We start from the raw sequence: 22,828 nt of genomic DNA, 5'->3' as shown, positions 1-22,828 counted from the left end.
GCCAGCCCAGTCTGGTGCCGCAACAGCCGGGTCTCCGAGTACTTCACCGAACCGCTGCGGCGGTAAACCTAAATACCAGGATCCTTCAATGAAACAATCTCCACCCTCCCTGCTGAGCAGGATTTCACTTGCCTTCGGCACCTTTTTCTCGATCATTTCCGATAGCCAGTTCGCCGCACGTGTGCAGGACCTTCGCGCCGGTGTTCTGCGCAGCGAACCCTCGGCACCTGCACCCGCATCTGCTCCTGCTCCGGCCGCGCCAAAGACGCCTGTCGTCCCGCTACGCGAAGCGGCGCCGGACGGCGCGCTGCAACTCCTCGGGCTATTGCAGCGCGAGGCGCGCTTCATCGACTTCATCCAGGAAGATGTCGCCGCCTATGCCGACGCCGATGTCGGCGCGGCGGCGCGCGTGGTCCATGAGGGCTGTCGCAAGGTGCTGCGCGACAACTTCACGATCAGCCCGGTACGTACAGAAGCCGAAGGCAGCCGTATCACGCTGGCGGAAGGCTTCGATGCGGCGGCGATCCGCATCACCGGCAACGTCGTCGGCCAGCCGCCCTTCAAGGGCAGCCTCACGCATCGCGGCTGGCGGGTAGACGAAACGCGCCTGCCCAAGCTGGCCAGCGGTCATGAGCTGCGCATCGTGGCGCCGGCGGAGGTCGAGCTATGAGCGATGCGAAATTTTCAATTGGCATCGATCTGGGAACCACCCATTGCGCGCTTTCGTACGTTGATATCGCACGCTGCGATGGTGAGCAGGTGGCGCAGGAAATCATGCTCGTTCCGCAGTTGACCGCGCCCGGTTCGGTCGAGTCGCTTGGCCTGCTGCCCTCGTTCATCTACCTGCCGCATGCGAGCGAACTGGCGGCCGGCGATCTGAGCCTGCCGTGGACGTCCGAACTTGATTATGCCGTCGGCGAGATGGCTCGCAGTCGCGGTGCGGCGACGCCGATCCGTCTGGTCTTGAGCGCCAAGAGCTGGCTATGCCATGCCGGGGTCGACCGTCGTGCCGCCATCCTGCCCAACGACGCGCCGCCGGAAGTGGAACGCCTTTCGCCGTTCGAAGCTTCGCAGCGTTATCTGGCCCACCTGCGCGCCGCCTGGGATCAGGCTTTTCCCGAGGCGCCCTTCGTCGATCAGGAGATCGTCGTCACCATTCCCGCGTCCTTCGACCCGGCGGCACGCGAATTGACGGCCGAAGCGGCCAGAGCCGCCGGCTGTGCGCACATGATCCTGCTTGAGGAGCCGCAGGCCGCGCTCTATAGCTGGATTCAGAAGAGCGCCGGCGGCTGGCGCAAGCAGGTGCGGCCGGGCGAAATCATCCTGGTCGTCGATGTCGGCGGCGGTACCAGCGACTTCTCGCTGATCGCCGTGCTCGAACGCCAGGGCATCCTCGAATTGCACCGCGTCGCCGTCGGCGAGCACATCCTGCTCGGCGGCGACAACATGGATCTGGCGCTGGCCTATGCCGTTGCCGGCAAGCTGTCGGCGACCGGCACCAAACTCGATGCCTGGCAACTGCGCGCCCTCACCCATGCCTGCCGCTCGGCCAAGGAAACGCTGCTCAGCGATGCGCAAATCGAGGCCGTACCGCTGGTCATCGCCAGTCGCGGGGCAAAGCTGATCGGCGGCTCGATCCGCAGCGAACTGACGCGGGCCGAACTCACAGCAACGCTGCTCGAAGGCTTTTTCCCGGCGGCGGCCATCGTTGATCGTCCGCAGGGGCGCGGTCGTGCCGGCCTCACCCAACTCGGCCTGCCCTATGCGCAGGACGCGGCCATCACACGCCATCTGGCCGCCTTCCTGGCCCGCCAGGTGGCCGCAACTGATGACCTCGAAGGGTTTACCAGCCAGTTGCCGGACGGCGCGACCTTCCTCCATCCTACGGCGGTGCTGTTCAATGGCGGTGTCTTCAAGTCCGACTTGCTGGCCCAGCGCACGCTGGCAACTATCAATTCCTGGCTCGCCGCAGAAGGCGCGCCGGCGGCGCGTCCGCTCGAAGGCGCCGACCTCGACCTGGCCGTGGCACGCGGTGCAGCCTATTACTCGTACGTTCGGCGCGGCCAGGGCGTCCGCATCCGTGGCGGCACGGCGCGTTCCTACTACGTCGCCGTCGAATCGGTGATGCCCGCCGTACCGGGTATTGAGCCGCCGGTGCAGGCGCTGTGCCTGGCGCCCTTCGGCATGGAGGAAGGCAGCGAGGCGGCCGTGTCGAAGCAGGAATTCGGCCTGGTCGTCGGCGAGCAGGTGCGCTTTCGCTTCTTCGGCTCGTCGGTTCGTCGTCAGGACCAGGTCGGCACACTGCTGGACGAATGGGAGCCCGATGAACTTCAGGAACTTAACGAGATCCAGACCACCTTGCCGAGCGAAGGACGACCCGCCGGTGAAGTGGTTCGCGTCCGGCTGCAGGCGCGCGTGACCGAGGCCGGAACGCTCGAACTCGAAGCCTTGCCGCACGATGGAAAGGAGCGCTGGAAAGTCGAGTTCGACGTGCGGGGCGGGGCGGCGGACTGAGTGTGGTGAGGTTGATGGTTTGGAAGGCTGGCGCCGATAACTGCGAAACCCCTCCCGGCCTCCCCTTATCCCTCTTCAGGGAGGCTTCGCGCTCAGGGGAGGAGCAAACCGACCCGCACGGCCGCTCCCCCCTGATAAGGGGGGCTGGGGGGGTTGAACATTGGCCCGGGAACCAGAAAAACCCGTTTTATGCCAGCCCCCAGCGCAAAGTTGCTCCAAACCTTGCGGCTCGACAAAGCGCTAATTATCCACGATGAAAAAACCCTACATCGTCGGCATCGACCTCGGCACCAGCAACACTGTCGTCGCTTATGCGGCACCCGGCAAGCAGGAGGTCGAGCTGTTCGAAATCGAGCAACTGGTGAGTCCCGGCCAGGTGGCGGCGCGGCCCTTGCTGCCTTCTGTCCGCTTCCATCCGGCGGCCGGTGAAATCAGCCCCGGCGATCTGCAACTGCCTTGGACAACGCAAGACGGCAGCGAGCCGGTACTCACCGGCCGTCTGGCGCTCGATCTCGGCGCCCAGGTTCCGGGGCGGCTGGTGGCCAGCGCCAAGAGCTGGCTATCGCATGCCCTGGTCGACCGCATGGCGCCGATCCTACCCTGGGGTGCCGACGACGATGTCGCCAAGATCTCGCCGGTCGCGGCCAGCGCCAGCTATCTGGCGCATGTGCGCGCCGCCTGGTTGCACCGCTTTCCGAAATCGCCGCTGGAGCAGCAGCAGGTCATCCTGACCGTTCCCGCCTCCTTCGACGAAGGCGCGCGGGCGCTGACGCTGGAAGCGGCGCGCCAGGCAGGCTTGCCCCATCTGCGGCTGCTGGAGGAGCCGCAGGCGGCGTTCTATGACTGGCTGTTCCGCCATCAGGAGCGCCTCGCTGAGGAGCTTGACCAAACCCGGCTGTTGATGGTCTGCGATGTCGGCGGCGGCACCACCGACCTGACCCTGATCCAGGTGGCTATTCAAGATGGCGAGCCGGAATTGACGCGGATCGGCGTTGGCAACCACCTGATGCTCGGTGGCGACAACATGGATTTGGCGCTCGCCCATCTCGTCGAATCGCGTCTGCCAGGCAACGAAGGGCGACTGAGCGCGGCGCGCTTCTCGCAGCTCACGGCGCGCTGCCGTGCGGCCAAGGAGCAACTGTTGTCAAGCAGCGCACCGGAGGCCGTGCAACTGACACTGCTCGGTGGCGGTTCGAAACTGATCGGCGGCGCGCGGACGATCGAGCTGAAGCGCGATGAAGTTCTGCAACTGATCGTCGATGGCTTCTTTCCGTGCGTTGCGTCGGATGAGCCGCTCCAGCAACGGCGCGCCGCGCTCGTCGAGTTCGGTCTGCCCTATCCCGCCGACCCGGCGATTACGCGCCATGTCGCCGCCTTTCTGCAAAGGCATGCGCAGGCGGCGCGTCAGGCGCTGGCCGATGAGCGCAGTGAAGATCGACTGCCGGTTCCCGATACGCTGCTCTTCAACGGCGGGGTGTTTCGTGCCGGCGCGCTCGCCGAGCGCCTGCACAGTACGCTCGGCGAATGGCGTGGCACTGCGCTGCGCATCCTGCACAACGACAACCCCGATATCGCTGTGGCGCGCGGCGCCGTCGCCTACGCCTTGCTGCGCAAATCGGGCGGACGAGGTATCGGTGGCGGATCGGCGCGCAGTTACTTCCTGGTTCTCGAAGACGAGGGCCAGCAGCGGCGCGGTGTTTGCATAATGCCGCGGGGCAGCGAAGAAGGGCACGAAATCCGGCTATCTGAACGGACCTTCAGCTTGCGACTCGGTCAGCCGGTACGCTTTCACCTGGCGTCGTCGGTGGCCGACACCACCTATCGGCCGGGTGAGATCGCTGAATTGACCGAGGAAGATTTCATTCGCCTGCCGCCGATCGCCACGCTCGTGCAAGCGCACGCCGGCAGCACCCAGCGCGAAGTGCGCGTACAACTGATCACCTCGATGACCGAAGTCGGCACGCTGGAGCTGCACTGCGTCAGTACCGAAGATGCCGCGCGGCGCTGGCTGCTCGAATTCCAGTTGCGTGGCGGTGATGGCGAACCCGTAGTTTCGGCAGACGCCCTGCCGCCACGCTTTGCCGACGCGGTGCAGTGTATCGAGACTGTTTTCGGGGCGCGTTCGCAAGCGCTGGAGAGCAAGGAAGTACGGCGCTTGCGCAGCCAGCTTGAGCACCTGCTGGGCAAGCGCGAACACTGGGACTTGTCGCTGCTGCGCGCGCTTTTCGACGCGCTGATGCAGCGTGCACGGCGGCGACGCCGTTCGGCAGAGCACGAACGCCTGTGGCTCAACCTCGCCGGTTTCTGCCTGCGCCCCGGGCTCGGCTATGCGCTCGACGAGTGGCGCGTCGAGCAACTGTGCGCCCTGCATGCGCAAGGTATCGAGTACGTCGGCGAGAGCCAGAACTGGTCGGAATGGTGGACCCTGTGGCGCCGCGCCGCCGGCGGCTTGCCGGCGGCGCTCCAGGAAAAACTGCTGGCCGAGCTGGCTCCTTCGCTGCAAAGCGCGGTAAAGACGCGCAGCCGCCTGGCGACGGCTCTAGCCGGCAGTCATGACGACATGCTGCGCCTTGTCGCTTCGCTCGAAAGGCTGCCCATCGAGCACAAGCTGAACCTTGGCGAACGGCTGCTTGAAAGACTACGCAAGGGCTCGGAGAAAGCACTGGGCTGGTGGGCGCTGGGCCGCATCGGCGCACGCCAGTCGCTCTACGGCAGTGCCCACCAGGTGGTGCCGCCCGAAGTCGCTGGCCGCTGGCTGGAAGCCGTGCTGGCCGTCGACTGGAAGAAGGTCGAACCGGCCGCCTTTGCCGCCACCCAGCTTGCCCGCCTGACCGGCGACCGTTCGCGCGACCTGCCGGACGAACTGCGCGAACGGGTGCTGGCGCGACTGAACGCGATCAATGCCAGCGCCACCTGGATCACGCAGATCAGCAGCGTGGTCGAACTCGACAAGGCCGACGAACGCCGCGCGTACGGCGAATCGCTGCCGGCGGGATTGCGTTTGTTGCCGGAAAGCCGGACTGCGCAGTGAGCTGGAATTGACCTGGAGCTTGCGGTCGAGGATAGTCAGCCAAGTGCCATTTAAATACCTATCCTTCGAGAATCCTGCAAGATGAGCATCCATTCATGCCTTTCGCTGGGCGCACTGCTGCTATGCGCGGTGACCGCGAGCGCCCAGCCCATGCCGAGACTGGCCGCCAGCACCACGGACGTGACTGTTTCCGGCATTTCGTCGGGCGCCTACATGGCCGTGCAGTTCCAGATCGCCTATTCGGGCATCGTGCGCGGCGCCGGTGTCCTGGCCGGCGGGCCGTATTACTGCGCCGCGGGTTCGGTGCGCCGGGCGCTGGGCAACTGCATGCTGCCTTCCGGAAAGAATCTGCCGCCGACGGTCGACGAGACCCTGAAAACAGTCAGGCAACTGGCCGAAGCGGGCCGTATCGATCCCTCTGTGAACCTAGGCGACGACCGAGTCTGGCTGCTGACTGGCGGTAACGACAAGATCATCCTGACGCCCGTGATGGATGCGCTGGATGCCTTCTACCGCGCCACGCTGCCCGCCGCCGCGATCATCTACGTCAAGGTGCCGGAGGCGGGTCACGCGATGCTGTCGGTCGCCGACCCGCAGGCGAATGCCTGCGCCACCAGCAAAACACCGTTCATCAATCGCTGCCAGGACTTCGACGCACCCGGCAGGATGCTGGGGCACCTGCTTGGACCACTGCAGCCGCCGGTGACGCCGGCGACCGGGGAAACGATCACTTTCGACCAGAGCCCCTTCATCGCCGGGCGCGCGATCGACGCCAGCCTCGCCGACCAGGGCTACGCGTTCGTCCCGGCCGCTTGCCGCAGTGGCGGCTGCCGTATTCACGTGGCGTTCCACGGCTGCCTCCAGGATGCCGGCGAAGTTGGCCGCCGTTTCGTCGACGGCGCCGGTTACAACGGCTGGGCAGCGGCAAACCGCGTCATCGTTCTCTACCCGCAAACGGTGCGGCGCTATGGCTTCGCCCTCGGTTCCTGGCGCTGGCTGCTCAACCCGAAAGGCTGCTGGGATTGGTGGGGCTATACCGGCGCCGATTACCATACCCGCGATGGCGCCCAGATGCGCGCCGTCCGGGCGATGATCGAGATGTTGGGAATGCCCGCGCAGTCGGCACAAACCGCCCTGCCAGCGGTCTCGGGCAGCGCCAGTTACTGAGTGCCACGCTCAATAGATCCATTTGCAAAGTGGCCATTTTTCGTCTCGGCCGCTCATTCGAATCGCCCACCACAGCGGGGGTAATAGAGCGTTCAGTGCGGCTTTTTCGTAGTCGCGAGGGTCTGCGTCGCCTCTTTCCCGAACCTGTCGATCAGTGCCAGCGCTTCGCCCACCACGCCGCGCCGGAAGGCCAGCACGCAGACGATGAAGATCAGCCCGGTCACCAGACTGACCGATTCGCCCAGACCGTTGAACCAATCCACGCCGGTGATTTCGGCCAGCGCCTTGCCCAGATCGCCGATCTTGTTTTCCAGCGCGATGATGATCAGTGCGCCGAGCATCGGCCCGACCAGCGTGCCCATGCCGCCGACCAGTGTCATCAGGATGACCAGACCCGAGGTTGTCCAGACGGCGTCGGTCAGTGTGGCGAAACCCAGAACCAGCGTCTTGGTGGCGCCAGCCAGGCCGGCCAGCGCGGCCGACAATACGAAGGCCAGCAGCTTGAAGCGGTCGACGTCATAGCCGAGCGAGGTGGCGCGCGCTTCGTTTTCGCGGATCGAGGTCAGCACCTGTCCAAAGGGCGAATTGACGGTACGGTAAATCAACCAGAAGCCGGCGATGAAAATGGCCAGCACGACGTAGAACAGGTTCAAGTCCTGCGTCAGATCCAGCCCAAGAAAGTTGCCGCGCGGCACTGACTGCAGGCCGTCTTCGCCACCGGTGAATTTGGCCTGCAAAAAGAAGAAGAACAGCATCTGGCTCAGGGCCAGCGTGATCATCGAAAAGTAGATGCCGGTGCGGCGGATCGCCAGCAGGCCGAACACCAGACCAACACCGCCGGCAGCCAGCATGCCGAACAGCAGGCCGAGCGGCGTCGGCAGGCCCCAGACCTTCAGCGCATGCCCCGCAGCGTAGGCGGCAGTGCCGAGAAAGGCCGCATGGCCGAAGCTGAGCAGGCCGGTGAAGCCGATCAGCAGGTTAAAGGCGCAGGCGAACAGGGCGTAGCACAAGACCTTCATCACGAAGATCGGATAGACGCCCAGCGCAGGCAGCAGTGCGATGACCAGAAACAGGGCGCCATAAACCAGGAGTGGATTTCTCGCCACAGCGGCGGTTCCAGTTTGCATCATTTTTCCTTGCCAAACAGACCGGCCGGCCGCACCAGCAGCACAATGGCCATAACGACGAAGACAACCGTGCTCGACGCTTCCGGATAGAACACCTTGGTCAGGCCTTCAATGACGCCCAGGCCCAGCCCGGTCAGGATCGAGCCGAGGATCGAGCCCATGCCGCCGATCACCACCACGGCAAAGACGACAATGATCAGGTTGCTGCCCATCAACGCCGTGACCTGCAGAATCGGCGCTGCCAGCACGCCGGCAAAGGCCGCCAGCGCCACGCCGCCGGCATAGGTCAACGTGATCATGCGCGGCACATTGATGCCGAAGGCCTGAACCAGCTTCGGGTTCTCGGTGCCCGCCCGCAGCGTGGCGCCGAGCGATGTTTTCTCAATCAGTGCCCACACCGCCAGACAGACGGTGATCGACGCCACTACCACCCAGGCACGGTAGTTCGGCAAGACCATGAAGCCCAGATTGGTGGCGCCTTGCAAGGCATCGGGTACCGCATACTGCTGGCCCGAAGAGCCGTAGAACGAGCGGAATATGCCCTCCAGCACCAGAGTGATGCCGAAGGTCAGGAGCAGGCTGTAGATGTGGTCGAGCTTGTAGAGCCATTGCAGGAGCAGTCGCTCGATGAAGATGCCGAGAACGCCGACCACCAGCGGCGCCAATAGCAGCATCACCCAGTAGTTTAGGCCCAGGTACTCCAGCCCCATCCAGGCCAGGAAGGCGCCCATCATGTAGAGCGCGCCATGGGCGAAGTTGATGATGTTGAGCAGGCCGAAGATAACGGCCAGGCCGAGTGAAAGCATCGCGTAGAACGAGCCATTCACCAGACCCAGCAAGAGCTGACTCAAAAGCGCCGGCAATGGAATGCCAAATAGATCAGTCATCCTGAGGTAGCCCGCTCAACGATCAAGCCATTACTTCTTGACCAACGAACACTTGCTGTCCGCCAGCTTGGTGAAGGCCTCAATACCAGGAATGGTCTGCACAAGATTGTAGTAATCCCAGGGTTCGGTGGATTCCTTCTGCGACTTGACCTGCATCAGGAACATGTCATGACGATGGCGACCGTCGGGACCGATTTCGCCATTTTTGGCGTAGAAGTCGTTGACCTTGTTGGTCTTCATTTGCGCGATCACCTTGTCGGCATCGTCGGTCTTGGTGGCTTCGACGGCCTTCAGGTAATGCATCGCTGCCGAGTAGTCTGCGGCCTGTAGCGAGGAGGGCATGCGTTTCATCTTCTCGTAGAAACGGCGGCTCCAGGTGCGCGCCTCGGGAGTCTGGTTCCAGTACCAGCTATCGGTAAGATACATGCCCTCGGTGGTCTTCAGTCCCAGCGAGTGAATGTCGTTGATGAACATCAGCAAGCCGGCCATCTTCATCGTCTTGGTGACACCGAATTCATTGGCCGCCTTGATCGCATTGATGGTGTCGCCGCCGGCATTGGCCAGGCCGAGTACCTGCGCCTTGCTACCCTGTGCCTGCAGCAGGAAGGAGGAAAAATCGCTGGCATTGAGCGGGTGCTTGACACTGCCGACGACGGTACCACCGGCCTTCTGCACTGCGGTCGCTGTATCGGCTTGCAGCGAGGCGCCGAAGGCGTAGTCGGCGGTCAGGAAGTACCAGCTCTTGCCGCCGGATTTGACCACCGCGTTGCCGGTGCCATTGGCCAGGGCCACCGTGTCGTAGGCGTAATGGATGGTGTAGGGTGTGCAATCTTCATTGGTCAGGCGCGCTGAGCCGGCACCGATAACCATAAAGGGTTTTTTCTTTTCGGCCGCGATCTTGGCCATGGCCAGGCTGGCGCCGGAGTTGGTGCCGCCGATCAATAGGTCGAGGCCCTGCGTGTCGATCCATTCGCGTGCCTTGTTGGCGGCCACATCAGCCTTGTTCTGGTGGTCGGCGTAGATCAATTCGATTTTCTTTCCGGCAACCATGCCTTTCATGTCGGCAATTGCCATCCTGATCGCCTCGACGCCACCTGCGCCGTCGATGTCCGCATAGACGCTGGACATGTCGGTGATGAAGCCGATCTTGACGACGTCGCCGGAAATCTGGGCCTGGGCCGTGCCCGGAAGTCCGGCTGTGGCGGCACAGAGGGTGAGGCTGGCAAGGGCGAGGCGTTTGAAAGTGTGAGTCATGGTTTGTCTCCTGAAAATTGTAGTTGTGAATCGATCAAACACTCAAAAGAACATCAAGCTCGGCTTGTTTTGTAGCCAGCTCGACGGCGGGAAATGACAGGGCTACCTCACCGTGCTCTACCACGATGAAGTAATCTGCCAGCGGTGCGGCAAAGCGGAAATTCTGCTCGACCATCAAAATGGTGAAGCCCTGGGCTTTCAGTGTCGTGATCATGCGCGCCAGGGCTTGCACGATGACAGGAGCCAGGCCTTCGGAGATCTCGTCGAGCAGGAGAATGTCTGCGCCGGTGCGCAGGATCCGCGCTACCGCCAGCATCTGCTGCTCACCGCCCGACAGCCGGGTACCCGGGCTTTGCCGGCGCTCGGCCAGGTTGGGGAACATGGTGTAGATGGCCTCTTCGCTCATCGGCGTACTGCGAGGAGTCGACAGCAAGGGCGGCAGGCGCAGGTTCTCCTCGGTCGTCAGCGAGGCAAAAATGCCGCGCTCCTCTGGGCAGTAACCCAGCCCCAGGTGGGCAATGGTATGGGTAGGCATGCCGATGGTCTCAACCCCATGCACCTTGATCGAGCCGCGCCGCTCACCGGTCAGGCCCATGATGGCGCGCAAGGTGGTCGTGCGACCGGCGCCATTGCGGCCGAGCAGGGTCAGCACCTGTCCCTTTTGCACACTGAGGCTGATGCCGTGCAGGATATGGCTTTCGCCGTACCAGGCGTGCACGTCGGAAAGTTCAATTGCCGGGGACTCCATCAGTGCGCCCCTTGCAGTTCGGCCGCTTCGCTGCCCATATAGGCCTCCAGCACCGCCGGGTGACTGGACACGGCGGCGTAGTCCCCTTCGGCCAGCACCGCACCGCGGGCCAGCACGGTGATGCGGTCGGCGATCCTGGAAACGACCTTCATGTTGTGTTCAACCATCAGCACGGTGCGTCCTTCGGCGACGCGTTTGATCAGGTCCGTGACGCGGTCAACGTCTTCATGGCCCATGCCTTGGGTCGGCTCGTCGAGCAGCATCAGAACCGGCTCCATGGCCATGGTGGTGGCGATTTCCAGCGCACGCTTGCGACCGTAGGGCAGATCGCCGGCCTTAAGGGAGGCCATCGCGCGCAGGTCGACCAGATCGAGCAGGGCCAGCACCCGGGCATCGAGTTGCTTCAAGGCGGTGAGCCCCTTCCAGAAATGAAAGCTGGTGCCGGTAAAACGCTGCAGGCCGATGCGCACGTTTTCAAGCACCGTCAGGTGAGGAAATACCGCCGAAATCTGGAAGGAGCGGATCACACCACGGCGCGCAATCTCGGCCGATTTTTCGGCGGTGATGTCGACGCCATTGAAGACGATGCTACCGTGCGTCGGCTCCAGAAACTTGGTGAGCAGATTGAAACAGGTGGTTTTGCCGGCGCCGTTCGGGCCGATCAAGGCGTGGATGTGACCACGCCGCACCTGCAGGTCGACATTGTCGACGGCAGTGAAGCCCTTGAAATTTTTGCTGAGTCCGCGCGTCTCGAGGATGAGTTCATTCATGGCTTGGGTGCTACGAGTGTGTCCGGCGAAGTGGCATGGCCGGCAGGGACTCTGCGCCAGGGGCGCAGGGCGCGGTACGGGTAATAATTTTCAGTAGACTTGCGCAAGGCTTAGCCCGCATATCTCAACCCGCCAATAAGGATAGGAAATCCAGCCGCATCGGCGCAAGTATCTGCGCACCTGCCGCCTGTAGTCAAGCATCCATTCTGCAAGAACGCCGCGCTGTTCGGGCGCCGGCAGGGCCGGCGGTCCACAGGTCTCAATTGGACATCAACAGGGGCACGGTCATATGCTTGAGGATGTAGCGCGTTCCCGCCCCACGGCTGAAGAAGGGAAACCCGATCGGGCCGTGGGCACCCATCACCAGCAGGTCGGCTCCCCGGTCTGCGATCCGGTTGAGCAGCCTGTCCATGATACTGAAGTCTTCCACCAGGGCTACGTCCACCCGGGTTCTGATTCCGTGGCTCGCCAGGTGGCTTGCGACTTCGGCGCAGCTCGACCTGCCTTCCTCAAGGCGTGCGGAAAACGACAACACCATACATTCATCACAACCCCGAATCAGATGCAGCGCATCGTTGAGCGCGTGGGCCGCCTCGCGCGAGTCACTCCAGGCGATCAGCGGACGTTTGCCAATTTCGTTGAAGTTGCCGACGTAGGGGAGAACCAGCACCGGGCGCCCGCAATCGAGAACCACCTCACCCGCCAGATCCTCCGGCACGCAGGCCTCGCCTCGCTCATCATGCTGGCCGAGTATGACCAGGTCGAAATAGCGTGCCAGATCGGTGATGTGGCGTAGCAGTTCGGCATCGCTGCCGCGATTGATATCCCGCCATTCGGCCTCGGGCAAATCGGTGCACGCAGTTTCAAATGCGGCTTTGCTGGCTGCACGGGCTTCGCTATAAGATGCACTTGGCCAGGTGGCAACCACGCCCACGCGCTGCGCTTCAGCACGTTGCCCGAATACACCGACCAGCCGTGCCTGATGCTGGCGCGCAAGTGATATTGCGAGTTCGAGCCTTGCGGCAGTCCGTTCCCCCTGATCCAGGTGAACCATCAAATTCTTCAACGCCATAGCTATTTACTCCTGGAAAGGTAGCGAATGAAAAAACTGAATGCGAGGTTTTACGCTAGCATGAGCTCAAGCTAAAACAACGCCAAACAGTGCTGCGACCGCCGCCCGATCGAAGAAAATCCTGCAGAGTCCAAGCCTGAACAATGGCAAATACATGGGTTCTTCAGTTTAATCTACACCGCGTTTGTGCAGGAATTCCCCGAGTTGCTTGTCGCTGTCCAGGATATGTTGCAACAGCCAGGTGTGCAAGGATTCGAGTAGAAATTGCAGGTTGATCTGGGCGTTGGACTTGAGTTGCAAATCATAACTCGCCAGAGTTTCTACCAGATTCAAGTGATGCAATTTATGATCTCCGGCATCGGGATAGCCGTTTTTGTGCATCAGTGCTTCCTCGTAGGAAAAGTGGGTTTTGACAGAATCGATCAGCGCTTTCATCGCATTTCTGGCTTCGCTTCTGTTGTCGCCCGAACGTGTGCTGGCATCAAACCGATTGAGGATAACGATCAACTTCCTGTGCTGGGAGTCGATCTCGGTATGGCCGGTTTCGTAGGTAAATGACCAGGCCAGCAAAGGGTTATTGACCTCAACAGCAGGTTTCTTGATCCTGGGCTTTGCGGAGACCTCATAGGGCGGGTTTTCAGCGAAGCTGGACAAGTCCTGCAAGGGCAGCGGCCGCGAGAAGTAATAGCCCTGAATCACATCGCAGCCATTGTTTTCAAGAAAGGCCACTTGCTCGGGCGTTTCCACACCTTCGGCTACCGTCATGATGTTGAGCTTGTTAGCCATCTCGATGATGGCCAGAACGATGGGGCTATTTTTTTTCTCGCTGATGAAGGACTGGTCAATCTTCAGGTAATCGAAGGGGAGTTGGTACAGATAGGAAAGCGAAGAGTAGCCGGTACCGAAATCGTCCAGGGCCAGATTGACGCCGATTTTTTTCAAGGCCAGAAGGGTCGCCTTGGTCGTTTCGAAATCGTTGATGAAGGCGCTTTCAGTGATTTCCAGCGTCAGCCGGTAACCGGCCATGCCATCCAGCGCTTCGCTCACTTTTGCGACAATGTCGCTTTGCGTGAGCTGCATGGGAGACAGGTTGACCGACATGTTGATGCCGGTGTTTCTCATGACGCGACAGGCTTCACGCAATACCCACTCGCCGATTTCGCAGATCAGGCCTGATTCCTCGGCGATGGGGATAAAGCGCGCCGGGCTGATCAGCCCCAGTTCAGGGTGCAACCAGCGAACCAGTGCCTCGGCACCGTGCACGCTCCTGCTGACCAGACAGAGTTGAGGCTGATAGTGCAACAACAAGCCATCGGGAATTGCCCGGCGCAGACCGTTCTCGACCATCAGCGTTTCCAGGGCCTTGGCATTGATGCGCTCGGTAAAGAACTGGAAATTGTTGCGTCCCTGGTTTTTGGCGTGGTACATGGCGGCATCGGCGTGCTTCAGCAAATCAGAGACGGTATTCCCGTCAGTCGGGTACAGGCTGATACCAATTGAGGGTGTGACGCTAACGACATGGCCGTTGAGGTTGCAGGAGCTGCCGATCAAGGCCACCAGCCTCCTCGCCGTATGAGTGATATCGGTCTCATCGCCGAAATCTTCAAGCAGCAAAACGAACTCGTCGCCACCCTGCCGGGATACCGTGTCAGTTGAGCGCAGACAGCACTGGATGCGATTGCCCACTTCCTTCAGAAACATGTCCCCGACATTGTGGCCCAGGGTGTCATTGATTGCCTTGAACTTGTCGAGATCAATGAATACCACGGCGAACCTGGACTTGTTCCGCGCGGACCGTGCCAGGGCTTGCTTTATCCGGTCTTCGAGCAGGCTGCGGTTGGGCAACCCGGTCAGGAAGTCGTGATGCGCCATGTAATCCATTTTTTCCATCACCTGATTCGTTTCGGTGATATCGGTCAACAACCCGATGTAGTTGCTCACCTTGCCGCCGGATTTCACAGTGCTGATGTAGGCACGGACAAGATAGTCCTCGCCGGTTTTCTTCATGTTCCAGATCTCGCCCTTCCACTGGCCGATAGTGTGCAGGGTATCCCACATATTGCTGAAGAAGCTTTCCGGGTGGCGGCTGGAGGCAAACAGTCTCGGGTTCCGGTTGAGCATTTCGTCCGTACGATACCCGGTCAGGCCTTCCATTGCCTTGTTGGCAGAAACGATGCGATTATCCGGCCCCGTAATCACGATACCTTCCGAGGTGTTCTCGAAGACACTGGCTGACAGTTTGAGCTGTTCTTCGGCTTCCTCGTGGCGAGTGATGTCCTGGAGAATTTCCATGGCGCCGATGACCTTGTCGCCATCGAACAGCGGTTTTGCCTCGAAGGTCAGATAGCGCCGTTTGCCATTGAGGTTGTCGAACCAGCCTTCGGCCTTGTGTCCATCGCTGGCGAATTCCGTTTTTTCGTGCCGACTGTAAAAGCGCGAAGCATCGGCCAGCAGACTGTCCAGCACCAGGTCAGCCAGGCAGGGACGGGGCGCATCGTAGAATCCCTTCCAGTGATCGCGCGTACCGAGGATGTCAACTGCTGCAACGCCGGTCAACAACTCGCACGGTGTATTCCAGGCCACTACCTTATGTTCGGTATCGACCACGAATGCAGGCAGGCTCAGGGCATTCAGTATGCTGGTCGTTATCTTCATTCAACCGTTCTCCGCTTGATCAGTAGCTTGCTGCTGCTGGCTTGGCGCTCGCTTTCTTCTCTGCTTTGGCCGCCTCCCTGGCTTTCCTTGCCGCTCTCTCGGCGTCTCGCTTCTCGCGTTTTTCCTGCCGGACCTGTCGCCTGGCCTGCTCGTCAGCCGTTTTTTGGCGCCCGGCCGCCGCCTGCCGGGCTTTGGCCGCTTTCTTTTGCTCGCGTTCTGCCGCTTTGGCTGCTTCCTCGGCGCGATAGTTTTCAGCCTGCTGCTTCTGATCGGCCTCGCGGACTGGAAGTTCGGAGGCTCGCTTGGCTTCCTTGGCTTCAACATCGGCGCGCTTGGCTTCACGCTGAAAATCGCGCGCCGGAATATCGAGATTCCGTGACTCGATGATCGATTGGGTGTAGCGCTTCTTGGCATCGACCAGACAACTATTTACCAGAATCTTCCTGTAGCAGCCCGCTTGCTCCGTTGTGTAATCTTTCTCTGCAGCGGCACGCATCTGGGCCGCGCGGGCGCGCTGGGCATTGGCCTGCTCAAGTGTCTGCGGCGTTTCCGGCACTGGACTCGTTTCCGGCGTCTGCGCCCGGAGGGGCTGACTGAGCAAAAGCAGAATGGCAAGCAAACTTCGAATAGGCATCATGGGTTTCCTCCGAGGCCGTAAACTAGACGGTTTCACGTCCAGACGCCAGCGTTTGCATCGACAATGCGGAAATCCGGCGCATGGAAGCGCCAGCACTTTGGTAGAATGCTCGGCTGTATTTAAAAATAAATCACCGGGAGCTTTTCGTGAAAATCGTCTGTCTCGACCTTGAGGGCGTGCTCGTCCCAGAAATCTGGATAACCTTCGCCGAGCGGACCGGCATTCCGGAGTTGCGGCGGACGACCCGGGACGAGCCGAACTACGACACTCTGATGAAGTACCGCCTCGGTCTGCTCGCCGAGCATGGGCTCGGCCTGCCGGACATCCAGAAGGTGATTTGCGCGATGGGGCCGTTGCCAGGAGCGCGCGAGTTTCTCGACAGGCTGCGCGAGGACTGCGAGGTGATCATTCTCTCCGACACGTTTTACGAATTTGCGCACCCGCTGATGCGCCAGTTGGCCTGGCCAACGTTGTTCTGCCATAGCCTTGAAGCCGATATCAATGGCCGGTTGGTCAATTATCATTTACGCATGCCCGAACAGAAGCGCGAAGCTGTGAAGCGCTTCAGGGAGATGAATTTCACGGTGGTGGCCGCCGGCGATTCTTATAACGACACGGCCATGCTTGGCGAAGCCCATGCCGGCATTCTCTTCCGCCCGCCGGAGAAGGTGATCCGTGAATTTCCGCAGTATCCGGTGACCCTCAACTACGATCAACTGCGCGCGGAAATCGACAAGGCCTTCGCCCGCCTGGCGGAATAATCGACAGCCATGCATCCGCAACGCTTCTATACCCTTTCGGCTTCGTGCCCGGATCGGGTCGGCATCGTCGCCCGCGTCTCAGGTTTTATTGCCGAACACCAGGGCTGGATTCTCGAATCGCGCTATCACGCCGACGATGGCAACGATGGTAGCCGTTACTTCATGCGTATCGAAGTGAAGGCCGATTCGCTGCCTTTCCACCTTGCCGAATTCCGCGAGCGCTTCCGGCCAATTGCCGATGAACTGCAGATGGACTGGAAGATCAGCGATTCGGCCGTCAAGAAGCGTGTGATCATTCTCGTCAGCAAGCAGGAGCATTGCCTTTACGACTTGCTGGCGCGCTGGCAATCGAAGGAACTCGATATCGAGATTCCGTGCATCATCTCGAATCACGACACCTTAAAGGGCTTCGTCGAGTGGCACGGCATTCCTTTCCATCTGGTGCCGGTTAATCCGGACAACAAGGCAGCGGCCTACGCTGAAATGCAGCGCCTGTTCGACGATGTCAAGGGCGACACAATCGTGCTGGCGCGTTACATGCAGATTATTCCGCAGGAAATATGCAGCGCTTACCCCGGACAGATCATCAACATCCACCACTCCTTCCTGCCCAGTTTTGTCGGCGCCAAACCCTACCATCAGGCTTATCAGCGCGGAGTCAAGCTGATCGGTGCGACCTGCCACTACGTGACCAGCGAACTCGATCAGGGACCGATCATCGAACAGGATGTGATCCGTATCGACCACTCCGATTCGGTCGATGACATGGTGCGCTACGGCAAGGACATCGAAAAAGCCGTACTTGCCCGCGGCCTGCGTTACCACCTCGAAGACCGCGTGCTGGTTCATGGCAGCAAGACGGTGGTTTTCAGGTAAAGCTGCAGAATTGTAACCAAGGAGCACACGGAAATCACGGAGAAGAAATTCCCACTTTCAGCTTTTCTCCACGCCCTCCGTGCTCTCCGTGGTTAACCGATTTATAAGGTTTATTCAATGATCATCCTTAAAAGCGTCACCCTGCGCCGTAGCGCCAAGGTGTTGCTTGATAACGCTTCAGTCACTCTCAACCCCGGCGAGAAGGTCGGTCTGGTCGGGCGCAATGGCGCCGGCAAGTCGACGCTGTTTGCGCTGTTCAACGGCAGCGTGCACGAAGATGCCGGCGATTTCTCCTTGCCCGCCCAGTGGCGCATGGCGCAGGTGGCGCAGGAGATGCCGGAGACCGATCAGTCGGCCACCGACTTCGTCATTGAAGGCGACAGCGTATTGCTCGCTGCGCAGGGCGAAGTGCATGCGGCTGAAACCGGCGACGACGGCGAGCGCATGGCGCACGCCTACATGGCGCTGCACGACGCCGGCGCGCACGACGCGCAGGCGCGAGCGCAGGCGCTGATCCTCGGACTCGGTTTCAAGACCACCGAACTGAACAACCCGGTGAACAGCTTCTCCGGCGGCTGGCGCATGCGCCTGCAACTGGCGCGTGCGCTGATGTGCCCGTCCGACCTGCTTTTGCTAGACGAGCCGACCAACCACCTCGACCTCGACGCGCTGGTCTGGCTCGAAGCCTGGCTCAAGCGTTATGACGGCACCATGGTGGTGATCAGCCACGACCGGGAATTCCTCGACGCCGTTAGCTCGGTTACCCTGCACATCGAGAATGGCAAGCTGACCCGCTACGGCGGCAACTACAGCACCTTCGAGGACATGCTCGCGCAGCAGATGGAGTTGCAGCAGAACTCCTACCTCAAGCAGCAGGACAAGATCGCGCACCTGCAAAAATTCATCCTGCGCTTCAAGGCCAAGGCCAGCAAGGCCAAACAGGCGCAGAGCCGGGTCAAGGCGCTCGAGCGCATGGAGCGACTGGCACCGGTGCTGGCCAGCGCCGACTTCACTTTCGAATTCAAGGAACCGGCCAATCTGCCGAACCCGATGCTGGCCATGGAAAACGCCTGTTTCGGCTACCCGCCGCCGGAGGATTCTCCGGCCGGAACACCACCGACAGTGATCGTACGCAACGTCAGCAAATCGGTGATGGCTAGCCAGCGCATCGGCATCCTCGGAGCCAACGGGCAGGGCAAGTCGACGCTGGTCAAGACCGTGGCGCGGGCACTGGCGCCGACCAGCGGCATCCTGACCGAAGGCAAGGGATTGAACATCGGCTACTTCGCGCAGCAGGAACTCGATGTATTGCGCCCGCTAGACAACCCGCTCGAACACATGGTGCGCATGGCCAGGGAAGGCCTGCCCGCCGGGCAAAGCGGGCGCGAGCAGGATTTGCGCACCTTCCTTGGCACCTTCAATTTCAGCGGCGACATGGTCAAGCAGCCGGTCGGCACCATGAGCGGCGGCGAAAAGGCGCGCCTGGTGCTGTGCATGATCGTCTGGCAACGCCCGAACCTGCTGCTGCTAGACGAGCCGACCAACCACCTCGATCTGGCCACGCGCGAAGCGCTGTCGATGGCACTCAACGAATTCGAAGGCACGGTGATGCTGGTCAGCCACGACCGCTCGCTACTGCGCTCGGTGTGCGACGAATTCTGGCTGGTCTCGCGCGGCGGCGTCGAACCCTTCGACGGCGATCTAGACGACTACCAGCGCTATCTGCTCGACGAAGCCCGGCGTGTTCGTGAGGAGTTGAAAGCTTCCCTCAAGGACGCGAAGGAAATCGTCACGCAGGCACCGCCACCGGTGCAGGCCAACAGGAAGATTCCGGCCAATCTGAAGGTTTTGAAACGCGACCAGGGCAGACTCGAACAGTCCATGCTCGATCGGCAGACGCGCAAGCATTCGATCGAAGCACGCCTGTCCACGCCCCTGCCGGCGCAGGAGATCGGCGAACTGGGTAGCGAACTGAAAAAGATCGACGAGGAACTGGCCGCTTGCGAAGAAAGGTGGCTGGCGATTTCAGAGCAGATCGAAGCTGAAGAAGCGTAGCCTGCCATTCCATACCTTCGCGTTGCCCATCCCGGCGTGGCTCACCGTTCGACTCTGACCTTGAGAATCCGGCACAGCCGCGTGGCGGCTTCTTCAATCAGCGACGCTGCATCCCGCATGCATTCTTCCAGCGAAAGCGGTCGCTTACAGATGCTCATGGTGGCGTCAATTCCCTGCGCCAGCACATCGTCTGCGCCATCGCCCAGGCCACCGGAAATGCAGAATACGGGCACGCCGAATTGCTTGGCCACCCTGGCGACGCCAACCGGCGCCTTGCCATACGCCGTCTGAAAGTCGGTTTGCCCTTCACCGGTAATGACGAAGGCCGCGTCCTTGACGAGGTTGGCAAAACCCACCGCGTCAAGGACGATGTCGACGCCCGGTTTCAGTCTGGCGGGGGTAAAGAACATCATGCCGGCACCGATCCCGCCAGCGGCTCCGGCGCCTGCCAGAGTGGCTACATCCCTGCCGCTGGCGGCGCGGGCACAATCGGCAAAACGCTTCAGTGCGGCATCGAGTTCCTGCACCATCTCCGCTGTCGCACCTTTCTGCGGACCGAATACGGCAGATGCGCCTCGCGGGCCGCACAGCGGATTGTCCACATCACAGGCCACCATGATCTCGGCCTCCAGCAGCCTGGGGTCGAGCCCCGTGATGTCGATGTGCGACAGGCGTGCCAGTGCGCCTCCTCCGGGTGGAAGTTGCGAGCCGTCCTCAGCCAGAAAGCGGGCTCCGAGCGCACGCGCCATGCCGCTGCCGCCGTCATTGGTGGCGCTGCCCCCGATGCCGACGATGATGCGTCGCAAGCCGGCATCCAGTGCGGTGCGGATGAGTTCGCCCGTTCCGTAAGTACATGTGAGGCGGGGATCACGCTGCCCGGCGGGTACCAGTGGCAGGCCTGAAGCCGCCGCCATTTCAATCACGGCGGTCCTTCCGTCGCCAAGAACACCCCATTGCGCCGAGCGCGTTTCTCCGAGCGGCCCGCTGACCAGTGTCGTTTCAAATTGTCCGCCGGTAGCGCTGACCAGCGCCTCGACCGTTCCTTCGCCGCCATCGGCAATCGGTACCTTGCGTACTGCGGCTTCAGGAAACACCTTCAGCACTCCGCACGCCATGGCCTCTGCCACACAGAGTGCCGAAAGGCTGCCCTTGAATGAATCCGGTGCAATGACAATACGCAAGATTTCCCTTTCCACACCAAGGTGTTGCATTGACCTGATGCTGCTGGCCGGAGAATTTGGCTGATCATTTTCATGACCTGCCGCTCACCGCCACGAGCGAACTGAAAATCCGGTATCACCCTGCTTAAAAGGCGGGATTGACAGTGATCGCGTGGCGTATTCCATTCAGTCAGGCAATCATAACGCGAATGAAATCCCGCATTGCCGGAAAAAAGACGAAAAAAAAGGGCGCCGCAAGGGGCGCCCAAAGGAGGTCACTTACTGGAGAAAGATCAGATATGGTAGGCAGACTCGCCGTGCGAAGCGATGTCCAGACCTTCGCGCTCTTCCTCTTCCGGTACGCGCAAGCCGATGACCATGTCGACCAGCTTGTAAGCGACCAAGGAAACCAGGCCGGACCACACGATGGTCGTACCGACGCCCCACAACTGGCTGACCAACTGGGCCGACATGTCGTAATCGCCGACCTTGTTGGCCACGTAGTCATAGACGCCGGTGCCGCCGAGCGAAGGAGCACAGAAAACACCAGTCAGGATGGCGCCGAGGATACCGCCGACACCATGCACGCCGAACACGTCAAGCGAGTCGTCGGCACCCAGCATATGCTTGAGTCCATTGACCCCCCACAGGCAGACGATTCCTGCCAGCAGGCCGATGGCGATGGCGCCCATGACACCGACGAAGCCAGCCGCCGGAGTGATGGCAACCAGGCCGGCCACTGCACCGGAAGCTGCACCGAGCATCGAGGGCTTGCCCTTGATCATCCATTCGGCAAACATCCAGGACAGTGTCGCGCAGGCCGTAGCCACCCAGGTGTTGACCATCGCCAGGGCAGCGCCGCCCGAAGCTTCGAGCGCGGAACCGGCGTTGAAACCGAACCAGCCGAACCACAGCAGCGAAGCGCCGATCATGGTAAACGTCAGGCTATGCGGCGCCATCGATTCCTTGCCGTAACCAACACGCTTGCCGATCATGAAAGCACCGATGATGCCGGCAATAGCGGCGTTGATATGCACCACGGTACCACCGGCGAAATCGAGCGCGCCTTTCTGGAACAGGAAGCCAGCCGTCTTGCCGGCGGCTTCGCCGGCTGCCGCGTCGGTATAGGCATCCGGACCCGCCCAGTACCAGACCATATGCGCCATCGGCAGGTAGGAGAATGTGAACCACAGCACCATGAAGGCCAGGATGGCCGAGAACTTTGCCCGCTCGGCGAAGGCACCGACGATCAGTCCGCAGGTAATCGCCGCAAAGGCGCCCTGGAAGATGACGTAAGCGTACTCGGAGATGACCACTGTCTTGCTGAAGGTGGCCACTACGGAATCGACCGTCATGCCCTTCAGGAACAGCTTGTCCAGCGTTCCGAAGAAGTTGCCCCCTTCGGTAAACGCCACCGAATAGCCGTATATCACCCACAGCACACTGATCAGCGAGAACGTAACAAAGACCTGCATCAGTACCGAGAGCATGTTTTTGGCACGGACCAGTCCGCCGTAAAACAGTGCCAGGCCAGGGATCGACATCAGGATGACCAGCGCGGCGCTGACCATCACCCAGGCGTTGTCGCCCTTGTTCGCTACCAGGACGACGGGTGCAGCAGGCGCGGCGGCGGCTTCTGCCACTGCGGTGGCCACCGGTGTGGCGGCGGCCTTCTCTTCTGCCCAGGCCGGAGTGCCGCAAGTCACGGCTCCGAACAGTGCAAGTATGACAAAGAGGTGTTTCATGATGTGCTCCTCACAGGGCTTCCTCACCGGTTTCGCCGGTGCGGATGCGGATGACTTGTTCAAGGTCGAAGACAAAGATCTTGCCGTCGCCAATTTTGCCGGTGCCGGCCGATTTTTCGATGGCCTCGATCACCTGGTCCAGAAGTGCATCCTGGATCGCGGCTTCAACCTTGACCTTGGGCAGAAAATCGACGACATATTCGGCGCCACGGTAAAGCTCGGTGTGGCCCTTCTGGCGGCCGAAGCCCTTGACTTCGGTGACCGTAATGCCCTGGACACCGATGACAGAAAGCGCTTCACGCACTTCGTCAAGCTTGAAGGGCTTGATGATTGCGGTAACCATTTTCATGATGTACTCCAATTCTGGGG

The 22,828-nt window shown here is 61.1% G+C and carries 18 protein-coding genes; 7 read left to right on the top strand and 11 right to left on the bottom strand.

The window, feature by feature from the left end:
- The first annotated feature begins 88 nt into the window (after positions 1-88).
- The 4 genes from JNM42_RS07955 (at position 89) to JNM42_RS07940 (ending at position 6,712) form a co-directional block, all read left to right on the top strand.
- Positions 89-670, top strand: coding sequence for a DUF2760 domain-containing protein (locus tag JNM42_RS07955; RefSeq protein ID WP_294268153.1), 582 nt, complete (start codon positions 89-91; stop codon positions 668-670).
- The gene (locus JNM42_RS07950; RefSeq protein ID WP_294268152.1) at positions 667-2,514 is read left to right on the top strand and encodes an Hsp70 family protein; all 1,848 of its coding nucleotides are present in this window, start codon (positions 667-669) and stop codon (positions 2,512-2,514) included. Before JNM42_RS07955 ends, JNM42_RS07950 begins: the two co-directional genes overlap by 4 nt.
- A gap of 253 nt (positions 2,515-2,767) precedes the next feature.
- The gene (locus JNM42_RS07945) at positions 2,768-5,545 is read left to right on the top strand and encodes an Hsp70 family protein (protein WP_294268151.1); all 2,778 of its coding nucleotides are present in this window, start codon (positions 2,768-2,770) and stop codon (positions 5,543-5,545) included.
- 81 nt (positions 5,546-5,626) lie between these two features.
- Positions 5,627-6,712 carry a poly(3-hydroxybutyrate) depolymerase gene (locus JNM42_RS07940; protein ID WP_294268150.1) on the top strand — a complete coding sequence of 362 codons (1,086 nt, stop codon included), beginning with the start codon at positions 5,627-5,629 and terminating at the stop codon, positions 6,710-6,712.
- Between the two features lie 92 nt (positions 6,713-6,804).
- Here the strand turns inward: JNM42_RS07940 and JNM42_RS07935 are convergent, their stop codons facing one another.
- The 8 genes from JNM42_RS07935 to JNM42_RS07900 all read right to left on the bottom strand — a co-directional run bounded on the left by JNM42_RS07935 (position 6,805) and on the right by JNM42_RS07900 (position 15,862).
- Complete coding sequence (locus JNM42_RS07935; protein ID WP_294268149.1) at positions 6,805-7,839, bottom strand: branched-chain amino acid ABC transporter permease; 1,035 nt, start codon at positions 7,837-7,839, stop codon at positions 6,805-6,807.
- Complete coding sequence (locus tag JNM42_RS07930; protein WP_294268148.1) at positions 7,839-8,726, bottom strand: branched-chain amino acid ABC transporter permease; 888 nt, start codon at positions 8,724-8,726, stop codon at positions 7,839-7,841. Before JNM42_RS07930 ends, JNM42_RS07935 begins: the two co-directional genes overlap by 1 nt.
- Positions 8,727-8,756: 30 nt before the next feature.
- On the bottom strand, positions 8,757-9,980 hold the full coding sequence (locus JNM42_RS07925; protein WP_294268147.1) for an ABC transporter substrate-binding protein: 1,224 nt from the start codon (positions 9,978-9,980) through the stop codon (positions 8,757-8,759).
- A gap of 34 nt (positions 9,981-10,014) precedes the next feature.
- A complete protein-coding gene (locus tag JNM42_RS07920) occupies positions 10,015-10,728 on the bottom strand; it encodes an ABC transporter ATP-binding protein (RefSeq protein WP_294268146.1) in 714 nt (237 codons plus the stop codon).
- Positions 10,728-11,498, bottom strand: coding sequence for an ABC transporter ATP-binding protein (locus JNM42_RS07915; protein WP_294268145.1), 771 nt, complete (start codon positions 11,496-11,498; stop codon positions 10,728-10,730). Before JNM42_RS07915 ends, JNM42_RS07920 begins: the two co-directional genes overlap by 1 nt.
- 259 nt (positions 11,499-11,757) lie before the next feature.
- Positions 11,758-12,570, bottom strand: coding sequence for a universal stress protein (locus JNM42_RS07910; RefSeq protein WP_294268144.1), 813 nt, complete (start codon positions 12,568-12,570; stop codon positions 11,758-11,760).
- A gap of 168 nt (positions 12,571-12,738) precedes the next feature.
- A complete protein-coding gene (locus JNM42_RS07905) occupies positions 12,739-15,225 on the bottom strand; it encodes a bacteriohemerythrin (protein ID WP_294268143.1) in 2,487 nt (828 codons plus the stop codon).
- 19 nt (positions 15,226-15,244) lie between these two features.
- On the bottom strand, positions 15,245-15,862 hold the full coding sequence (locus JNM42_RS07900) for a hypothetical protein (protein ID WP_294268142.1): 618 nt from the start codon (positions 15,860-15,862) through the stop codon (positions 15,245-15,247).
- A 146-nt stretch (positions 15,863-16,008) separates the two neighbouring features.
- Between JNM42_RS07900 and thrH the strand changes: the two genes are divergently transcribed.
- The 3 genes from thrH (at position 16,009) to JNM42_RS07885 (ending at position 19,554) form a co-directional block, all read left to right on the top strand.
- Positions 16,009-16,623, top strand: coding sequence for a bifunctional phosphoserine phosphatase/homoserine phosphotransferase ThrH (gene thrH / locus JNM42_RS07895; RefSeq protein ID WP_294268141.1), 615 nt, complete (start codon positions 16,009-16,011; stop codon positions 16,621-16,623).
- 9 nt (positions 16,624-16,632) lie between these two features.
- Entirely contained in the window at positions 16,633-17,499 is an 867-nt protein-coding gene (purU, locus tag JNM42_RS07890) for a formyltetrahydrofolate deformylase (RefSeq protein ID WP_294268140.1), read from the top strand.
- 117 nt (positions 17,500-17,616) lie between these two features.
- Positions 17,617-19,554, top strand: a complete 1,938-nt coding sequence (locus JNM42_RS07885) for an ATP-binding cassette domain-containing protein (protein ID WP_294268139.1) — start codon at positions 17,617-17,619, stop codon at positions 19,552-19,554.
- 41 nt (positions 19,555-19,595) lie between these two features.
- Here the strand turns inward: JNM42_RS07885 and JNM42_RS07880 are convergent, their stop codons facing one another.
- From JNM42_RS07880 to glnK, 3 genes are all read right to left on the bottom strand, one after another.
- The gene (locus JNM42_RS07880) at positions 19,596-20,735 is read right to left on the bottom strand and encodes a glycerate kinase (RefSeq protein WP_294268138.1); all 1,140 of its coding nucleotides are present in this window, start codon (positions 20,733-20,735) and stop codon (positions 19,596-19,598) included.
- 272 nt (positions 20,736-21,007) lie between these two features.
- Complete coding sequence (amt, locus tag JNM42_RS07875; RefSeq protein WP_294268137.1) at positions 21,008-22,459, bottom strand: ammonium transporter; 1,452 nt, start codon at positions 22,457-22,459, stop codon at positions 21,008-21,010.
- A gap of 10 nt (positions 22,460-22,469) precedes the next feature.
- Positions 22,470-22,808 carry a P-II family nitrogen regulator gene (gene glnK / locus JNM42_RS07870; protein ID WP_294268167.1) on the bottom strand — a complete coding sequence of 113 codons (339 nt, stop codon included), beginning with the start codon at positions 22,806-22,808 and terminating at the stop codon, positions 22,470-22,472.
- Positions 22,809-22,828 lie beyond the last annotated feature (20 nt).

Source organism: Propionivibrio sp. (assembly GCF_016790145.1).
GTDB lineage: Bacteria > Pseudomonadota > Gammaproteobacteria > Burkholderiales > Rhodocyclaceae > Propionivibrio.
Note: the sequence above shows the minus strand (reverse complement) of the source record. Positions and strands in the feature narration are given on the sequence as shown.

Coding starts and splice junctions, on each gene's coding strand:
- JNM42_RS07955 (WP_294268153.1), top strand. CDS start 89: ATGAAACAATCTCCACCCTCCCTGCTGAGCAGGATTTCACTTGCCTTC.
- JNM42_RS07950 (WP_294268152.1), top strand. CDS start 667: ATGAGCGATGCGAAATTTTCAATTGGCATCGATCTGGGAACCACCCAT.
- JNM42_RS07945 (WP_294268151.1), top strand. CDS start 2,768: ATGAAAAAACCCTACATCGTCGGCATCGACCTCGGCACCAGCAACACT.
- JNM42_RS07940 (WP_294268150.1), top strand. CDS start 5,627: ATGAGCATCCATTCATGCCTTTCGCTGGGCGCACTGCTGCTATGCGCG.
- JNM42_RS07935 (WP_294268149.1), bottom strand. CDS start 7,839: ATGCAAACTGGAACCGCCGCTGTGGCGAGAAATCCACTCCTGGTTTAT.
- JNM42_RS07930 (WP_294268148.1), bottom strand. CDS start 8,726: ATGACTGATCTATTTGGCATTCCATTGCCGGCGCTTTTGAGTCAGCTC.
- JNM42_RS07925 (WP_294268147.1), bottom strand. CDS start 9,980: ATGACTCACACTTTCAAACGCCTCGCCCTTGCCAGCCTCACCCTCTGT.
- JNM42_RS07920 (WP_294268146.1), bottom strand. CDS start 10,728: ATGGAGTCCCCGGCAATTGAACTTTCCGACGTGCACGCCTGGTACGGC.
- JNM42_RS07915 (WP_294268145.1), bottom strand. CDS start 11,498: ATGAATGAACTCATCCTCGAGACGCGCGGACTCAGCAAAAATTTCAAG.
- JNM42_RS07910 (WP_294268144.1), bottom strand. CDS start 12,570: ATGGCGTTGAAGAATTTGATGGTTCACCTGGATCAGGGGGAACGGACT.
- JNM42_RS07905 (WP_294268143.1), bottom strand. CDS start 15,225: ATGAAGATAACGACCAGCATACTGAATGCCCTGAGCCTGCCTGCATTC.
- JNM42_RS07900 (WP_294268142.1), bottom strand. CDS start 15,862: ATGATGCCTATTCGAAGTTTGCTTGCCATTCTGCTTTTGCTCAGTCAG.
- purU (WP_294268140.1), top strand. CDS start 16,633: ATGCATCCGCAACGCTTCTATACCCTTTCGGCTTCGTGCCCGGATCGG.
- JNM42_RS07885 (WP_294268139.1), top strand. CDS start 17,617: ATGATCATCCTTAAAAGCGTCACCCTGCGCCGTAGCGCCAAGGTGTTG.
- amt (WP_294268137.1), bottom strand. CDS start 22,459: ATGAAACACCTCTTTGTCATACTTGCACTGTTCGGAGCCGTGACTTGC.
- glnK (WP_294268167.1), bottom strand. CDS start 22,808: ATGAAAATGGTTACCGCAATCATCAAGCCCTTCAAGCTTGACGAAGTG.